The 16,312-nt window shown below is 68.6% G+C and carries 13 protein-coding genes and 1 riboswitch; of the genes, 4 read left to right on the top strand and 9 right to left on the bottom strand.

Annotated elements, in window-relative coordinates; translation table 11 throughout:
* Positions 1-15 precede the first annotated feature (15 nt).
* The gene (prmC, locus tag KNN16_RS09270) at positions 16-891 is read right to left on the bottom strand and encodes a peptide chain release factor N(5)-glutamine methyltransferase (RefSeq protein WP_303896534.1); all 876 of its coding nucleotides are present in this window, start codon (positions 889-891) and stop codon (positions 16-18) included.
* A 17-nt stretch (positions 892-908) separates the two neighbouring features.
* Entirely contained in the window at positions 909-3,062 is a 2,154-nt protein-coding gene (gene glgP / locus KNN16_RS09265) for an alpha-glucan family phosphorylase (RefSeq protein WP_303896532.1), read from the bottom strand.
* Between the two features lie 287 nt (positions 3,063-3,349).
* Between glgP and KNN16_RS09260 the strand changes: the two genes are divergently transcribed.
* From KNN16_RS09260 to KNN16_RS09245, 4 genes are read left to right on the top strand one after another with little or no spacing between them, the layout of a single operon-like run.
* Complete coding sequence (locus KNN16_RS09260; protein WP_303896531.1) at positions 3,350-3,820, top strand: Fur family transcriptional regulator; 471 nt, start codon at positions 3,350-3,352, stop codon at positions 3,818-3,820.
* Between the two features lie 29 nt (positions 3,821-3,849).
* Complete coding sequence (cbiM, locus tag KNN16_RS09255) at positions 3,850-4,860, top strand: cobalt transporter CbiM (protein ID WP_303896529.1); 1,011 nt, start codon at positions 3,850-3,852, stop codon at positions 4,858-4,860.
* Positions 4,827-5,786, top strand: a complete 960-nt coding sequence (gene cbiQ / locus KNN16_RS09250) for a cobalt ECF transporter T component CbiQ (protein WP_303896528.1) — start codon at positions 4,827-4,829, stop codon at positions 5,784-5,786. Before cbiM ends, cbiQ begins: the two co-directional genes overlap by 34 nt.
* Positions 5,773-6,555, top strand: coding sequence for an energy-coupling factor ABC transporter ATP-binding protein (locus KNN16_RS09245; RefSeq protein ID WP_303896525.1), 783 nt, complete (start codon positions 5,773-5,775; stop codon positions 6,553-6,555). The genes cbiQ and KNN16_RS09245 overlap by 14 nt, the downstream gene beginning before the upstream one ends.
* 7 nt (positions 6,556-6,562) lie before the next feature.
* Here KNN16_RS09245 and KNN16_RS09240 read toward each other — a convergent pair whose 3' ends face one another.
* The 7 genes from KNN16_RS09240 to KNN16_RS09210 all read right to left on the bottom strand — a co-directional run bounded on the left by KNN16_RS09240 (position 6,563) and on the right by KNN16_RS09210 (position 15,982).
* Positions 6,563-7,402, bottom strand: coding sequence for a prephenate dehydrogenase/arogenate dehydrogenase family protein (locus KNN16_RS09240; protein ID WP_299286745.1), 840 nt, complete (start codon positions 7,400-7,402; stop codon positions 6,563-6,565).
* 11 nt (positions 7,403-7,413) lie between these two features.
* Positions 7,414-8,439, bottom strand: coding sequence for a 3-deoxy-7-phosphoheptulonate synthase (gene aroF / locus KNN16_RS09235; protein ID WP_273091263.1), 1,026 nt, complete (start codon positions 8,437-8,439; stop codon positions 7,414-7,416).
* Positions 8,436-9,692 (bottom strand): prephenate dehydratase, encoded by a 1,257-nt coding sequence (pheA, locus tag KNN16_RS09230; protein WP_303896520.1) that lies wholly within the window; start codon positions 9,690-9,692, stop codon positions 8,436-8,438. Before pheA ends, aroF begins: the two co-directional genes overlap by 4 nt.
* A gap of 368 nt (positions 9,693-10,060) precedes the next feature.
* Positions 10,061-10,435 carry a cytochrome c family protein gene (locus tag KNN16_RS09225; RefSeq protein ID WP_299283794.1) on the bottom strand — a complete coding sequence of 125 codons (375 nt, stop codon included), beginning with the start codon at positions 10,433-10,435 and terminating at the stop codon, positions 10,061-10,063.
* 129 nt (positions 10,436-10,564) lie between these two features.
* The gene (locus KNN16_RS09220; RefSeq protein WP_369685896.1) at positions 10,565-13,846 is read right to left on the bottom strand and encodes a molybdopterin-dependent oxidoreductase; all 3,282 of its coding nucleotides are present in this window, start codon (positions 13,844-13,846) and stop codon (positions 10,565-10,567) included.
* Between the two features lie 54 nt (positions 13,847-13,900).
* Complete coding sequence (gene nrfD / locus KNN16_RS09215; RefSeq protein ID WP_303896516.1) at positions 13,901-15,046, bottom strand: NrfD/PsrC family molybdoenzyme membrane anchor subunit; 1,146 nt, start codon at positions 15,044-15,046, stop codon at positions 13,901-13,903.
* 36 nt (positions 15,047-15,082) lie between these two features.
* On the bottom strand, positions 15,083-15,982 hold the full coding sequence (locus KNN16_RS09210) for a 4Fe-4S dicluster domain-containing protein (protein ID WP_299283788.1): 900 nt from the start codon (positions 15,980-15,982) through the stop codon (positions 15,083-15,085).
* Positions 15,983-16,039: 57 nt separating this feature from the next.
* Positions 16,040-16,137: riboswitch (molybdenum cofactor riboswitch) on the bottom strand.
* Positions 16,138-16,312 lie beyond the last annotated feature (175 nt).

Here is a 16,312-nt window from a genome sequence, read left to right as displayed (position 1 = left end):
CCTGGCTCCTTTCCCTCAGTGGGTGATGGCCACTATCCGGTCCAGCCCGGCGGCGTCCTTCAGCAGCCGGATCACCGCTCGGGGGAAGGCGGCCCGGGCGAGCGTCAGGACGGCCGGCCCCTGCCCGGCGCCGATCTCCAGGAAGACCGCTCCCATCGGTCGCAGATACCCCGGGGCCTGGGCCAGGAAGCGCCGGATCAGATCCAGTCCGTCCGGCCCTCCATCCAGGGCCAGGATCGGCTCGTATTCCCGGATGGCGGGATCCAGGTCCGCCCATTCGGATCGGGCCACGTAGGGCAGGTTGGCCACCAGCAGATCCACCGGTTCCGGGAGGGGGGCGCAGAGGTCGCCCTGTAGGAAGGTCAAGCGGGAGGCCACGCCGTGACGGGCGGCGTTCTCCTGGGCGACCTCCAGGGCCTCCGGGGAGAGATCGGTGGCGTAGCCCCGGCTGTTGGGCAGGTAGACCGCCAGGGCCACCGCGATGCACCCGGAGCCGGTCCCGATGTCGGCGAAGACCAGGGGGGTGTAGGTCCGGTAGGCCCGGCTCCGCGCCCACTCCAGGGCCGCGTCGACCAGGCCCTCGGTCTCGGGCCGGGGGATCAGGACGGCGGGGGTGACCTTGAAGGGCATCCCGTAGAACTCCCGCTCGCCGATCAGATAGAACAGGGGCTCCCCCTGCTCGGACCGAGCCACCAGCCGGGCGAAGGCCTCCCATTCGTCCGGCGCCAGGGTGCGTTCGGGGTGGGCCAGCAGGTAGGCGCGGGAAACGTTCAGGACGTGGGCCAGCAGCACCTCGGCCGCCAGCCGGGGGGCAGAGGCGCGCACCCGCCGGGAGGCCCAGGCGATGGCCTCACGGATCGAGAGGGCATGGATGCGCGTTTCCGGTTTCATCGCCGCGCTCATGGCCTTCACACCGGCAACGTCCGCGGGGAGGCCGCCTCCATGGCGGGCAGATACATTTCCTGAAGGTATTCCTTCACCATCCGCCGGGTGTTAAAGAAGGGGGCCAGGGAACGGATGGATTCTTTCACCATGCGCAGCCATCGGTGGGGGATCCCATCGGCCTCGACGTCGTAGTAGAGGGGGACCACGGCCTTCTCCAGCAGGTCATAGAGGGACGCCGCGTCGGCCGCGTCCTGGGCTTCGGGGTCCTCATACTCCCGATCCTCCCCGATGGCCCAGCCGTTGGCCCCGTTGTAGCCCTCCCGCCACCAGCCGTCCAGCACGCTCAGGTTCAGCACGCCGTTGAGGGCGGCCTTCTGGCCGCTGGTGCCGCTGGCCTCGAGGGGCCGGCGGGGGGTGTTCAGCCAGACGTCCACCCCCTGCACCAGATGGCGGGCCACCTCGATGTCGTAATCCTCCAGGAAGGCGATCCGCCCTCCGAAGGCCGGGTCTTTGATCAGGCGGTAGATCTCCTGGATCATGCGCTTGGCCGGCTCGTCGGCCGGATGGGCCTTCCCGGCCAGGATGATCTGGACGGGGCGATAGGGATCGTTGACCAGGCGTCGCAGCCGCTCCGGATCCCGGAAGAGCAGGTAGGCGCGCTTGTAGAGGGCGAAGCGCCGGGCGAAGCCGATGGTCAGGGCATAAGGGTCGAGCAGCACGCCCGAGGCCACGATCTGGATCGGGGAAACACGGTTGCCCTGCCAGCGCCGCCGGGCCCGTTCGCGCATGAAGGCCACCAGCTTACGCTTCAGGTGCCGCCGCACCGTCCACAGCTCCTCATCCGGGATCTCCAGGACCCGCTCCCAGAGGGTCGGATCATCCAGCCGCTCCAGCCAGTCCGGCCCCAGGTAGCGCTGGTAGAGGACGCGCATCCGGCGCGCCAGCCAGGTCCCGACGTGGACCCCGTTGGTGATGTGGCGGATAGGGACCGCCTCCACGGGCCGGTCCGGCCACAGGTGAGCCCACATCTTGCGGGTGACGTGGCCGTGGAGCTCGCTCACGGCGTTGCGGTGATCGGCGAAGCGCAAGGCGAGGACCGTCATGTTGAAGGTGGAGCCCCAGGGCTCGTCCTGACGGGCCAGCTCGCAGAAGTCCTTGAAGGAAAGGCCGAGTTGCTCCCAGTAACCGGCGAAGGCGCGCTCGATCAGGCTGAAGGAAAAGCGATCATGGCCGGCGGGGACCGGGGTGTGGGTGGTGAACACGGTGGTGGCCCGCACCCGGGCTGCGGCCTCCTCGAAGGGGAGGCCTGCGGCGATGTGTTCCCGCAGCCGCTCCAGGATGGAGAAGGCCGAATGGCCCTCGTTCAGATGCCAGACGGCGGGCTGCAGACCCAGAGCCCGCAGGGCCCGCACCCCGCCGATCCCCAGGATCATCTCCTGGGCGATCCGCCGCTCCGGGTCCCCGTCATACAGCCGGGCGGAGAGCTCCCGATCCGCGGGCTCGTTCTCCGGGAGGCTGGTGTCCAGCAGGTAAAGCGGGATGCGGCCGATCTGGAGGCGCCAGATCTGCGCCCGCACCGGCCGGCCGGCGATGGTCACCTCCACCCGCACCGGTTGCCCATCCGGGCCCAACACCGGATGAAGGGGGAGGTTCTCCAGGTCCAGCGGCTCGTAGATCGCCTCCTGCCAGCCGTCTTCTGTGATGCGCTGGGTGAAATATCCGTGCTGATACAGCAACCCTACCCCGACCATAGGCAGGCCCAGATCGCTGGCCTCTTTGAGGAAGTCGCCGGCCAGCACCCCCAGCCCGCCCGCGTAGGCCGGGAAGGCTTCGTGGATCCCGAACTCCGTGGAGAAATAGGCGATGATGGCCTCCGCGCGCTCCGGATGGGCCCGGGCGAACCAGGTGGGCCCGGTGAGGGCGCGATCGAACTCCTCCATCACCCGATCGTAAAGCTCCAGGTAGGCCGGGGTCTGAACGGCCGCATTGAGCCGGGCCCGCTCGACCCGGCGCAGCAAGGCCACCGGGTTGTGGCGGACCTCCTCCCAGCGCACCGGATCCAGCCGCTCGAACAGCCGCTGGGCGTCCGGCTGCCAGGTCCACCACATGTTCGTGATCAGCTCCCCCAGACGGGCGATGCGCTTGGGCAGCTTCCCGCCGTTGCCCGCCGGCTCCATCGTTTGCCTCCGAAAACGCATCCCTGCGGATAAAGCACTTTCGCATTTTAACGGGTCCGGGGGATCCTGTCGAATGTCGGCCGGGTCGGGATCCCCCGTTCATCTTACCGTTCGAAGCGGCAGCCGGGCTGCGGAGCCGAAGTCCGATTTTGACGGATGCCGATTAGCGCCATATATTGGCAATAACCAAATCTTGCAAATAGCCGGGATGGGCGCTGGAAGGAGCTGGGGGCTGGGCCAGGCCCTCCCGGCATTGAGGGGACCCAGAGGAAGGCGGAGGAGGCGAGGTGCCGCACTGTCATCCGATCCGACAGACGTTGCGCCGGCACGGCTTCCGGGTGACGCCCCAGCGGATGCTGATCCTGGAGACCCTTCGCTCGGCGGGACGGCATATGACCGCCGAGGAGGTCCATGCTGCCGTCCGGGCCCACGCGCCTGCCGTGGACCTCTCTACGGTCTACCGCACCCTGCGGTTGTTCACCCAGCTGGGCTTGCTGGACCGCCACGTCCTGGGGGAGGGCCGGATCGTCTACGAGTGGCGGGACCAGCCCAGCCATGCGCACTTCTTCTGCCGTTCGTGTCGGGAGGTGCTCCATCTGGAGGCCGATCTCCTGGGGGATCTTGCCCGGGAGCTTCAGGCGCGCTCCGGGCTGGCCATCGAGCAACTCACCCTCATGCTGGTTGGCCTCTGCCCGCGGTGCCGCGCCTCCGCCGAGGGGAAGACGGACCCGCCTTCCTCGCAGGCGGCAGCCCGCTGAGCCCGGATCATCCGCACGAGGAGGTCGGGATGCATATCCCCGATGGTTATCTGAGCCCGGAAACCTGCGCCGTTCTTGCCGCTGGCTCTGCCCCCGCGCTCTACGTGGCCGCTCGGCGCCTGCGACAGGATTCGGACGGGGCGATCCTGGCCCGCCTGGCCCTGGCCTCGGCCTTCGGGTTCGTGGTCCAGATGCTGAACGTCCCCGTCCCGGATGGGACGTCCGCCCACGCGGTGGGGGCTGCCCTGGCGGCCATCCTCCTGGGTCCCTGGGGGGCGATGCTGGCCATGACGGTGACCCTGGTGATCCAGGCCCTTTTCTTCGGGGATGGGGGCATCCTGGCCCTGGGGGCCAACATCTTCAACATGGGGATCCTGGCCCCGGCTGTGGCTTACGTCGTCTATCAGACCGTCGCCGGTCGCTCCCCTTCGCGGACCCGTCTCCTGATGGCCACGGCCCTGGCAGGGTATTTGAGCATCAACGCGGCGGCCCTGGCCACGGCCATCGAGCTGGGCCTCCAGCCCCTTCTTTTCCGCGCCCCGGATGGGACCCCGCTCTATAACCCATATCCTTTGAATCTGGCGGTGCCGGCGATGATGTTCGCCCACCTGGTCGTGGCCGGCCCGGTGGAGGCCCTGGTCACCGGGTTGATCGTCGGCTATGTGCATCGGGTCCAGCCCGACCTGCTGGCCCGCCCCGCGGAAGGAAAGTGGGCCGCCGGGGCCTGGCTGCCGCTGGTGGTGGTGCTGGGCCTGCTGATCGTCCTCACCCCGCTGGGCCTTCTGGCTCCGGGGACGGCCTTCGGGGAGTGGGCGCCGGAGGAGCTGGGGGCGCTGGTCGGATATGTGCCCCGCGGCCTCGCCGCGCTGAGCGGGTGGTGGTCCGGGCTCCTGCCGGGTTACGCCGTTCCCATCCTGGAGGGGGTTCCCGGAGGGGAAGTGCTCAGCTATCTGCTCTCCGCCCTGATGGGCGTCTTGCTGGCTGCGCTGGTATGGGGGATCCTGCGGTGGCTTCTCCTTCGGCCTCGGACCCGGTCCTGACCCTTCCACCCTGGTTGGGGCGTCCATCCGCCCCGTCGGGCCCTGGGACCTCCGAAGCCCGTCGGGTCCGGCTGGATTTCGTCGCCCGGACCCTGGTCGGCGCCCTGGAGGTCGTCCGGCGGGCGCTCTACGCGGAGGAGATCGCCCGGCGGGATGGGCTGTTGCAGCGGGCGTCCCCCGAGGTCAAGATCCTCTGCTTCCTGGCCCTGATCCTCGCCGCCGGCCTCAGCCGGGGCCTGGCGCCCCTGGCCCTCCTCTACGGCGGCTGTGTTCTGCTGGCCGCCTTGGGACGGCTGGACCTGCGATCGTTCCTGGGGCGCACGGGGCTGGTGGTGCTGTTCTTCACCGGCTTGATCGTCCTGCCGGGGATGACCAGCCTGGTTCATCCGGGGGAGCCGCTGGTGGTGCTGGTCCGGTTCGGGCCCGATGCCCGGTTGGGGCCCCTTGCGTTGCCCTCGGAGCTGAGCCTCACCCGCCAGGGTCTCACCGGGGGCCTCATGGTGATGCTTCGGGCGGCGACCTCGGTTTCCCTGGTCACCCTGCTCACCGTGACCACCGGCTGGTTCGAGCTGTTGCGAGGCCTTCGGGCGTTGGGGCTTCCGGCGGCGGTGGGGATGCTCTTCACCCTGACCTATCGCTACATCTTCGTCCTCCTGACGGTGGTCCAGGACATGTATGCCGCCTGGCAGGCACGGGTCCTGGGCGGGCGGGCGGGGGATGCGGGCCGACGGCTCGGCGCGGCCGCCGCCTATGCCCTCTTCCTCCGGTCCGAGGCTCTGGCTCGGGAGATCCACCAGGCCATGCTCGCCCGGGGCTTCCAGGGCCGGGTGGCTTTCGTTCAACGGCGGCCATCCTCGGTATGGGCCTCCGGGGCGTTGGCGGCGTTGACCTTGCTGATGCTCGGGGGGGTCTATGTGGTCCGCTGACGGCCGGCCGGTCTTCGAGGTGAACGAGGTGCGGGTGACCTATCTGGGGCGATTCCCGGCCCTGGCCGGGGTGAGCTTGCGGGTGGCATCCGGGGAACAGGTGGCCCTCCTCGGGCCCAACGGCTGCGGCAAGTCCACCCTGCTGAAGGTCCTGGCCGGCCTTCTGTTTCCTGACTCCGGGACCGTCCATGCCTTCGGGCATCCCCTGACGCCCGCCAGCCTGGCCCGCCCGGCGTTCTTCCGGGAGTTCCGGCGGCGGGTGGGATTGCTCTTCCAGAACTCCGATGCCCAGCTCTTCAACCCCACGGTCTTCGAGGAGATCGCCTTCGGGCCGGCCCAGCTCGGCTTCCCGCCGGAGGAGGTTGAGGGCCGGGTGCGGGATATGCTCCGCCTGCTGGAGATCGAGGAGCTCGCGGATCGGGCCCCGTTCCAGCTCAGCGAGGGCCAGAAGCGGCGGGTCGCGCTGGCGGCTGTGCTGGCGGTGGACCCGGATGTGCTGCTGCTGGACGAGCCCACGACCGGCCTGGACCCGCGGACCAATGATCGCCTGGTGGAGATCCTGTGGGGTCTGCGCCGCCTGGGCAAGACGCTGCTGGTGGCCACCCACGACCTGGAGCTGGCCCGCCTGGTGGCGGACCGAGCGGTGATCATCGGGGAGGACCATCGGGTGTGGTTCGATGGGCCGACGCCGGAGGCGCTGGCGAATCGGGATCTCCTTTATCGGGCGAACCTGGTGGGCCGATCGTGGATGGTCCGTCCCGTCCCGTGAGGATCTCTCAGGCACTCCCCGACCATCCGCGGCGGCGCGCGGCCAGGCGGGGCCATTCCGGAGGGAGCGAGGGCGGGGAGGCCTTCAGGGCCGCGCGCCAAGCCTCCAGGATCCGGAGGAGGGTCTCCAGGGCGGCGACGACCTCATCGGCGTTGCTGCGGATGACGTCCCCCATCATGCGGGGGTCGCTGGCCGCCACCCGGGTGGCGTCCCGAAAGCCGGAGGCAGCGATCTCCCAGAGGGCGGGATCCCCAGCGGCTTCCACGGCAGCGACAAGGGCCATGGCCGTCACGTAGGGGAGGTGGCTGATCCAGGCCACCTGGCGATCGTGGGTCTCCGCCTCCATCCACAGCGGCCGGGCGCCCAGGAGGCGCGCCAGCTCCTCCGCCCGCGCGGCGGCTTCGGGGGTGGTGCGGGAAGTGGGGACCAGCAGGAACGGCCGCCCGACGAAGAGATCCGGGTCCGCCGCCTCGAAGCCCGAGGTCTCCCGGCCGGCCATGGGATGTCCGCCGACGGCGCCCACGCCGTCCGGCAGCTTCCCCATCGCCGCTACCACCCGTCGCTTGGTGCTCCCGGTGTCCAGCACCACCTGTCCCGGCCGCCACGGCAGCGTCCGCAGCAGCTCCTCGATCGCGCCCACCGGCGTGGCCAGGATCACGCCCTCCGCGGCGGCGGCCAGGGCCGGCGGGTCCAGGACGTCCTCGAAGATCCCGGAGGCCCGGGCCTGCTCCCGGGTCCGGGGATCCTGATCCGCTCCCAGCACCGGGAGCCCCTGTCGGGCGAGCCGATGGGCGATGGAGCCGCCGATCAATCCCAACCCAATGATCCCCCAGCGGAACGGCGCCATCCGTTGACTCCTTACGCGCGATGGGAATCGCCCTCCAGTTCCCGCAGGGCCCGAGCCACGGCGCGGACCTCGCGGACCATGCGGGCGAAGGCCTCCGGGGTGAGGGACTGGCGGCCGTCCGACCAGGCCTCCTGCGGGCGGATATGGACCTCGGTGATCAGGCCGTCCGCTCCGGCGGCGATGGCGGCCCGGGCCATGGGGATCACATACGCCGCGTCCCCTGTGCCGTGGCTGGGATCCACCAGCACCGGCAGGTGGCTCAGGCGTTTGACCACCGGCACGGCGTTGAGGTCCAGGGTGTTGCGGGTCATCCGCTCGAAGGTGCGGATCCCCCGCTCGCACAGGATCACCTGGAAGTTCCCGTAGGCCATGATGTATTCCGCCGCCAGCAGCCATTCCTCGATGGTGGCGCTCATCCCGCGCTTGAGGAGGACCGGCTTGGGCTGGCGGCCGGCCGCCTTGAGCAGGCTGAAGTTCTGCATGTTGCGGGCGCCGATCTGCAGGACGTCGGCGACCTCGGCCACCAGGGGGATCTCCTCGGGGGCCATCACTTCGGTCACCACGGGGAGGCCGGTCTCGGCGCGGACTTCGGCCAGCAGCTCCAGCCCCTCCCAGCCCAGTCCCTGGAACGAGTAAGGGGAGGTGCGGGGCTTGAAGGCCCCTGCGCGCAGCATATGGGCGCCCGCTTCCCGGACGGCGTAAGCGGTCTCCAGGAGCTGGGCGCGGGATTCCACGGCGCACGGGCCGGCGATCAACACCGGCTCCTCCCCGCCGATGAGCACCTCGCCCACCCGGATTTGGGTGCCCTCCGGCCGGTAATCCCGGGCGGCCAGCTGGAAGGCATGACGGACCGGGATCACCCGTCGGACGCCGGGCCAGGTCTGGAGCTCCTGGGGATCCAGGTCGTGATCATCCGGGCAAACCAGCACGGGCTGGGGCCCGTGAATCCGGTAGACGGGCTTGCCCCTGGCCTGCAGGTGCTCCACCAGTCGCTGGATGGCGCGGGGGTCCATATCGGACGCGCATTCCACGATCATCGCTCTCCTCCTTCTTCGTGGCTTGAGAGGGTTCCCTCGGCGGCCGGATAAGAGCCCAGCAGTTTCAGGAAGGAGGCCCGCTGGAGCAGGCCCAGCAGGGCCTCGCGACACGCCGGATCCTGCCAGTGGCCCTCGAAGTCCAGGTAGAAGACGTATTCCCAGGGACGGCCGCGGCGGGGGCGGGACTCGAGCTTGGTGAGGTTAATGCCGCGGGCGGCGAACTCCCCCAGGCAGGCGTGGAGGGCCCCCGGCACGTGGCGGGTGCTGAAGACGATGGAGGTCTTGTTGCGGGCGGCGCGGGGGGGCTCATGGGTGCTGACGATGAAGAAGCGGGTGGCGTTCTCGGGGTCGTCCTCGATGCCTTCGGCCAGGATCGCCAGGCCGTAGCGTTCGGCGGCCAGGCGGCTGGCGATGGCGGCGACCCCGGGCTCCGGGCGCTCGGCCAGCATGCGGGCGCTGCCGGCGGTGTCGGGGGCGGCGATGGCCTCCCAGCCGTGGCGGGCGATGAAGCGGGCACACTGCTCCAGGGCCTGGGGATGGGAGCGCACCGCCCGGATGTCCGAGAGGGAGGTCCCCGGAGGGGCGAGGAGGCAGTGCCGCACCCGCAGGATCACCTCCCCCCAGATCCGGAGGTCCCGCTCCAGGAGGAGGTCGTAGACGGCGTTGATGGAGCCTGCGGTGGAGTTCTCCACGGGCAGGATCCCGAAGTCGGCCCGGCCGGCCTCCACGGCCTGGGCGACCTCGGCGAAGGTGGCGCAGGGGAGCAGCTCCAGCTCGCCCCCGAAGAAGCGCTCAGCGGCCTCGTGGGAATAGGCTCCTGGCTCCCCCTGGAAGGCCACCCGCGGACGGGTCGGGGGAGGGGGCGGGGGATCCGGCTCCGGGGCGGGATCTCCCTCCCCGTTAAACAGGTCCGGTCGGAGCCGGCGGGCCTCGCCCAGGTAAACCGGGACGGGCCGGAGGGGCCGGCGGGGCTGGACCAGCAGCAGGACGCGGATGCAACGGGGCAATCCATCGGGGACGGGGATCTCCTGGGCGCAGAGCATGGGGACGTGGGTCCATCCCATCTCCCGGGCGACGGCGGCGGGGAAGGCGGCGTTGAGATCGGGGGTGGTGGTGAACCAGGCGGCGACGATCTCCTCGGGGGTGAGGTGGTTCGCCCGGGCGATGGCCTGGAGCAGCGTTCGGGTGGCCGAGGCGATGGCCTCGGGGGTGTTGGCCTGGGCGGTGATCGCGCCGCGGATGCCGCAGATCATGTCTCCTCCCCATGAAAACGCCATCGGCGCGGGGGCTCCGGGGAGCCGCTCCGCGCCGATGGGTGAGATCGTTGGGATGGGGTGGAACCATCACGTGGCACGCGCGAGCGGCCCCGCCACAGGCGCGGCAAAGTAAAAGTAATACCACCCGTAGCCGCGGAGGACGCTCGCGAGACGCCGTGCCATCATGTCCGGGAAACCCCACTCCTGCCGGTTTGGTTTCCCATTATATGGGTTCTGTCGGATCTGTCAAGTTAAAGGGTTTGCACATCGTGGCCCATGGGGCTCGCCTGGGCCTTTGGGGGTCGGGTGCGTGCCGAATCCGTTCGTTCCCACGACGCGCTGGGTCCGATGGGAGTTCCCCACGGCTATGGGCGCCGGGCGTCCAGCGCCTGAAGGTAGGCGAGGATCGCCTCGATCTCGCTGTCGGAGAGATGGAAGTTCGGCATGGCGGTCCCGGGCTTGACGGCCTGGGGGTCCCGGAGCCAGAGCCGCAGGCTCACCATGGCCGGATCCCCCACCCGCCGGGTGATCCCGTTGAGATCCGGCGCCAGGATCCCTCCTGAATCGCCGATGCGATGGCAACGCCGGCAGCCGTAGCGCTCCACCAGCCGCGCCCCGGTCTCCGGGGAGGGATCCACGCGCTTGAGAACGTTGAGAAGAGGCCGCGGGGGATTCATGGCCAGCCAGACCACGATCCCGACGGCGATCAGGGTTCCGAAGATCGCCCAGCGGGTTCGCATCCTTCCCTCCCGTATCGGCCTGATTTCATCCCGGAAAGGCTGTCGTCGTATAGAAAGCGGAGAGGGGCCGCCTGAGAGCGCCCCCCTCCGCTGTCGGTCCCGGATTCGGGATGGCGCCCCTTGGGGCTTTCAGATTTTCTCCACCTTCACCCGGCTGTCGTAGAACACCGCCGAGCCGCCCACCGGATCCACCAGACAGGTGTTCTTCAGGTAGGGGTCCACCCGCATGGCGGCGTTGGCGTGGATGCCGGTCGCCCGGCGCGGATCGCCCTTCACCACCACCCCGTCGATCACCACATCCGAGGCCCCATACGCCCAGTGGCCGTGGCCCAGGCTGAAGGCGATCACCCCGGGGCGGATCCCCTGGACGACCTTGACCTTGCCGACCATCGCCTTCTTCTGGCCGTTGCCCAGGTCCCAAACCCCCTCCGGGTTGGTGGGCGAGACGATCCGCACCCAATCCCCGTCCTTCAGGCCCAGCCGGGCGGCGTCCCGGGCATTCATCAGGACGTAGTTCTCGGGGGCCAGGGCCAGTAGCCAGTAGTTGGAGATGGTGCGGCTCTTGGTGTGGAAGATCTCCCGGTAGGTGATCAGGTGGAACTCGTAGCCCTCCTTCTCGTCCTCCAGCCGGTTGCCCAGCACATCGGTGGGCGCGGGGATGTAGGTGGCGTAGCCGATGAGCGGCTTGCCGGTCATCGCGCTCTTGGTGGTCGCCGTCTTCTCCTGGTAGAGGTTGATCAGCTGGCCGTATTTGTTCTTCACCTGATCGCCCTCATAGGCCTTCTCGAAGTCCTGGAAGCGGCCGCCCCGGTTGAGCACGTAGATCACCTTGCGCCAGAGGTCCTCCCCCACGGTCTCCTTCCAGCGCTCCGGATCGAAGACGCTCTTCGGGAGGTGCCGCCGGGCCTCCAGGAAGATCCGGACCTCCTCATCGTCGGCATCGGGCACCGCGTCGGAGCCGTCCTCCTTCTCCCCGTAGGCCAGGTTGGCCACCATGCGCAGGTAGAGGTGATCCGGGTGGGTGAGGGGGATGCCCTCGCCCAGGCCGTTGGGGCCGAAGTTCGGCAGGCCCAGGGCCTCCGCCAGGCCCAGGAGCATGGCCTCCAGGGAGAGCGGCATCTCCTGGCCGAAGACCTTCACCGTCTCCGTGAGCGGCGGGATGGCCGGCTGCCGCACCGGCTGGACCTTCCAGGCCACCGAGGGATGGGAGCCGGCGAACTCCCAGCGCTCCAGGTAGGTGAGATCCGGGAAGATGTAATCGGCATACATCGAGGTCTCGCCGACCACGATGTCGCAGGCGATGATCAGGGGGATCTTCTTCGGATCCTTCAGGATCTCGATGTTGGTGTGGCCGGCGGGCAGCGCATAGACCGGCGAGCCCATATAGATGAAGAGGATCTTGATGGGATACGGATAGGCGTCCCCCATGGAGGGGATCAGCTCCTGGTAGATGTCCGACGACAGCGGATACCAGTTCCGCTTCGCCGGATATTTCCCGTCGTAGAGCGTGGTGTCCTGCCACTTGACTTCGTGACGGATGATGCTGATCCCGAACGGGGAGAGCTTGCCGGGGTTCATGGCGCTCAGGTTAAACGGCTTCTTGGCCTTGGCCCCGGTGTAATCGTAGGTGGTGGCCTTGATCATCCCGCCCTTCCAGTCGTAGTTGCCGATGAGCAGGTTCAGGGTGAACCAGGCCACCACGTTGTAGAAGCCGTTGGTGTGCTGGGAGACGCCGCGGTGGACGTCGGCGGCGGCCCGCTTGCCGTGGGCGGTGAACTCCCGGGCCAGCTCCACGATATCCTGAGGGCGGATCCCCGCCTCGGCGGCGTATTCCTCAATGGTCATCTTCTCCGCCGACTCCTTCAGGATCTGCATCCCGCTCTTCACCCGGATGGCCTTGCCGTCCAGGGCGGTGAGGGTGGCCTCCACGAAGAGGTCCCCGACCACCGGGGTCTCGGCGTCGTTGGGGTCGAAGGCGACCGGCTTGCCCTCCACCATGGTCACCAGGAGGTCGTAGGCGAACTGCTTGCCGTCGGGGGTCACATAGACGGTCACCTTCTTCCCCTCCTTCTCCACTTCCTGCTTGGTGGTGAGGCCGATCTCGGAGGCCCGCAGGAAGGGGCCGGGGGTGCCGTCCTCGCCGATCTTCACCAGCCAGACCGCGTTGGTCCAGGTGGGCTCCCCGGCGGCTTTGGCGGCGGCCCGGTTGGCGTTGCGCAGGTATTTCTCGTCGTAGCGCTGGTTCTCGATGATCCAGCGGATCATCCCCATGGCGATGGCGCCCTCGGTCCCCGGCTTGTTGGGGATCCACTTCCAGGCCTTGGCCGCCGTCTTGGAGAAACGGGGATCGATCACCGCATACTTCAGCCGGCCCGAGACCAGCCCCTCGGTGATCTTGGTCACCCGCAGCGGCGGGCCGTAGTTCCCCTCAAAGGGGCTGGCGCCCACGAAGATGACGAACTCGCTGTTGCCCAGGTCCGCCTGCCAGTAGAACTTGGCCCCGCCGGAGAACTTCCCGTCCACAAACTGTTCAGACATCGCTTTGCAGCCGAAGTAGAGGGAGCCCTGGCAGACGGTGGTGTGGCCGTGGCGGTTGACGGTCCCCAGGCCATCGCCGAAGAACCGGTGGATGAAATCCGAGCGTCCGCCCTTGAGCCGCCCCCAGATGATGGCGATCTGATTGTTCTTCGGCCCCAGGTCCGGGTGGTCCGGATCGATCAGGGTGTGCAGATGATCCGCGAACTGCTTCTTGAATTCCTCCACCAGGGCCTTCTTCTTCTCCGGATCCTTCTCCCCCCAGATCTTCTTCACGAAATCGCCCATCGCCTTCATGACTTTGGGGTCCCGCAGGGCCCACAGCTCCTTCAGGCCCGGCACAGGGCCCTCGCCGAAGAGGTCGCCCCCTTCGACGATCTCCCGGATGGCCTGCTCGAAGGGGATGGTGATCCACTGGTTCTCGCCCCGTTTGGTGCCGGGCTTGCGCTTCAGGACCACCCGGAGGCGATACGGGTCGTAGGCGGTCTGGATACCCGCCTGGCCCTTGGGGCAGAGCCCCCCATCGATGGCAGCAGCCTGGGAGATCGGCGTCTTATAAGGGAGATGGGGGTAGAGCGCCCAGGGCGAGTAGGGGTTGCCGTCGATCTTGGCCGCCACGCCGTCCAGTAGCTTCACTTTGATCCCGCACTGGGTGTTGCATTGCTGGCAGACGGTGAAGATCATGTTCTCCGGCCGGCCCAGCGGGTATTCCCCTTCGGCCTCCGGGTGGAAGCTCGCCAGGGTGCGGGCCGCGTGGGCGAAGAGGGCGGTGCTCCCCACCAGGGCCGCCGTCTTCAAGAAATCCCGCCGGGTCAGACCGGTTCCTTCGGTTTTCTCCGCCGGGAGCTCCTCCCGGATCTCCGTCGGTCGAGGCATCGCCTTCGTCATCCCGCACCTCCTATCCGGTGAAGGATGGGGGCCCCGCGCGGGTCAGCGCGCCGGAGCCTCCGGGACGTGTTCGGGGGTTATCGGCAGGCGATCGTAGGCGATCAGGAAGGCCAGCCCGGCCAGGCCGCTGATGCCGATGCTGACGGCCCACTCCATCGGGCTCGGGAAGTAATGGAACTGAAGCCGGGCGCTGTGGAAGGCGCCGATGAGCTGTTTCAGCTCCGGCACGGCGAGGGCCGGGAACACGATGTTCGCCCGGGCCGCGGCGAAACCCACCAGGATCAGGAAGCCTGTTAGGGCGGCCCACGCCGGCTTCGTCGAGAGCCCCGGCCAGAGAAGGATGACGATGGGCACCAGGCTCCCCAGGAACAGCTGCAGGATCCAGAAGGCCCACCAGTAGCGCCCGAAGAGCACCTCCTGGACGGCGGCGACGTTCTGGGGCATCCCGCCGTAGAGGCTCTGGGAGTAGTCCGCCCACAGGAAATACAGCTTGATCAGCTGCAGCACCAGGCTGAGGATCGCCAGGGTTCGAAGGAGCTGCGCCCGATGTTCGTTGGCCGCCCGATCGAAGAGGCCATAGACCAGGAGCAGCAGGGCCGCCCCCGAGGCCAGGGAGAAGAAGGGGAACTGCACGGGGAACAGGCCCACATGCCAGAAGGGACGGGCGGCCTGCACGCCCAGGAGGGCTCCCACGCCGCCGCTCAGGAAGAGGGCGAGGAACAGGCCGATGGCGGAGAGGATCCGCAGCCATCCGGCGTAGCGCTGGGGCCGGAAGCTCATGGCCAGCATGGCCAGGATGATCAGGCCGAAGAGGGTGTAGCCCCAGACGATCTGATCCATCACGGAGTTGAAGTTGGGCTGCAGGTAAGCTTTCCAGACCCGCTCCGGACGCCCCAGGTCCAGCCAGATGTGCAGCAGGCCGGCCCCCAGGGTGATCAGGGCCAGGAAGAGGGAGAGGCGGCCGGTGCGGGCGAAGATAGGAACACGGAACAGATACTCCAGCGTGGCGAAGACGAAGGTCCCCGTCGCGATGCCGGTGAAGAAGAGATACAGGGCGACCCACAGACCCCAGACCACGTAGCTCCCGTAGGCCGCGTTCTGGTGCCCGAAGGCGGCGCGATCGTAGATCCCCCACAGGCCGAACAGCACGGCCAGGATGGCCACCCCATACAGAACCCGTCGCATCATGGAAGCCTCCTTTTGCGCGTCCGGCTCCGATCCGGCTCAGAGCAGGTAGTAAACCTTGGGCTCCGTCCCCAGCTCCTCCTTCAAGCGCATCACGTTCGGCCGGGCGATCAGCTCGGCGACCAGGCTCTCCGGGTCGTTGGCGTCCCCGAAGAAGGTCGCCCGGCCGATGCAGGTGACCACGCACTCCGGCAACAGGCCCCGCTCGATGCGATGCAGGCAGAAGTGGCACTTGCGGGTGTTGCCGATGGGGGAGCTCTCATCCCGTCGGGGACGAGGCTGGCCGTATTCGAACATGGGGATCGTCTCGTGGACGGCCGCGCCCTCCTCGCCGAGCAGGAAGGGTCGGGCCCCCGCTGTCCCTTCGGTGTAGCGATCGCCGAAGTCGAAGGTCCGCGCCCCGTAAGGGCAGGCGGTGATGCAGTAGCGGCAGCCGATGCACTGCTCATAGTCGATCACCACGATCCCATCCGGCCGCTTCCAGGTGGCGTTCACCGGGCAGACGGGAACGCAGGGCGGCCGATCGCACTGCATGCACGGGCGAGGGATGAACCGCCGGACGACATGGGGATAGGTTCCCAGCTCCTCCTCCAGGACAGGGCGATAGACCACGCCCGGAGGCAGCTTGTTCTCCACGACGCAGGAGATGGTGCAGGCGTGGCAGCCCACGCACTTGCGCAGATCAATCACCATCACCCACCGCCGCTGCTCCACCGGCTTCTGCAACGCCCGCTGGAGATCCCGCATCATCCGGACCAGCGGGTCCTCTTCCGGCTGGGGCGGGGGCAGCACGGGCAGCTCCGGGAGGGTGGCCGCCTCCGCAGGCGCCGCGGACTCGCCGAGGACGGCGGGGGCCACCAGCCCTGCGAAGACGGCGCTGGCCAGTTTCGCCAGCACCTCCCGCCGATCCAGATCCACCTTCCCCGCGGATCCCGTCATTTTCCACCTCCTCGCCGGGACTGGAACTCAAAAAGGGGACGGGCCCGAAGGCACCGTCCCCTTTGCGAATCCGGCAGGCCCGCAGGTTTCCCCACGGACCCTATCGGCCCGGCCCCATCGGCCTGTGGGGGCCCTTAGGGAATCCGGGCTCGGGGCGGCTGCTTCCATCCTCAGCATAAGCGGGGCCGGGGCGAGGGGGTAGCAGGGAAACCCTGCGTCCGCGGGGCGCGGTCTGTCAGGGGGATCCCGAAAGCCTGTCCGGGAAACCCGGAACGCTGTCGGGGAAACACCGGACAGGCCCGGGCGCCGCGGGCATCCCCGGTGATCCCG

Origin of the sequence: Thermoflexus hugenholtzii (assembly GCF_018771565.1) — a bacterium.
Classification (GTDB): Bacteria; Chloroflexota; Anaerolineae; order Thermoflexales; family Thermoflexaceae; genus Thermoflexus; species Thermoflexus hugenholtzii_A.
This window is presented reverse-complemented; position numbering and strand designations above follow the sequence as displayed.

Excerpts from the sequence above, each read along its gene's own strand:
- prmC (WP_303896534.1), bottom strand. The coding sequence starts at position 891 with ATGAAACCGGAAACGCGCATCCATGCCCTCTCGATCCGTGAGGCCATC.
- glgP (WP_303896532.1), bottom strand. The coding sequence starts at position 3,062 with ATGGAGCCGGCGGGCAACGGCGGGAAGCTGCCCAAGCGCATCGCCCGT.
- cbiM (WP_303896529.1), top strand. The coding sequence starts at position 3,850 with ATGCATATCCCCGATGGTTATCTGAGCCCGGAAACCTGCGCCGTTCTT.
- KNN16_RS09245 (WP_303896525.1), top strand. The coding sequence starts at position 5,773 with ATGTGGTCCGCTGACGGCCGGCCGGTCTTCGAGGTGAACGAGGTGCGG.
- KNN16_RS09240 (WP_299286745.1), bottom strand. The coding sequence starts at position 7,402 with ATGGCGCCGTTCCGCTGGGGGATCATTGGGTTGGGATTGATCGGCGGC.
- aroF (WP_273091263.1), bottom strand. The coding sequence starts at position 8,439 with ATGATCGTGGAATGCGCGTCCGATATGGACCCCCGCGCCATCCAGCGA.
- pheA (WP_303896520.1), bottom strand. The coding sequence starts at position 9,692 with ATGATCTGCGGCATCCGCGGCGCGATCACCGCCCAGGCCAACACCCCC.
- KNN16_RS09225 (WP_299283794.1), bottom strand. The coding sequence starts at position 10,435 with ATGCGAACCCGCTGGGCGATCTTCGGAACCCTGATCGCCGTCGGGATC.
- KNN16_RS09220 (WP_369685896.1), bottom strand. The coding sequence starts at position 13,846 with ATGCCTCGACCGACGGAGATCCGGGAGGAGCTCCCGGCGGAGAAAACC.
- nrfD (WP_303896516.1), bottom strand. The coding sequence starts at position 15,046 with ATGATGCGACGGGTTCTGTATGGGGTGGCCATCCTGGCCGTGCTGTTC.
- KNN16_RS09210 (WP_299283788.1), bottom strand. The coding sequence starts at position 15,982 with ATGACGGGATCCGCGGGGAAGGTGGATCTGGATCGGCGGGAGGTGCTG.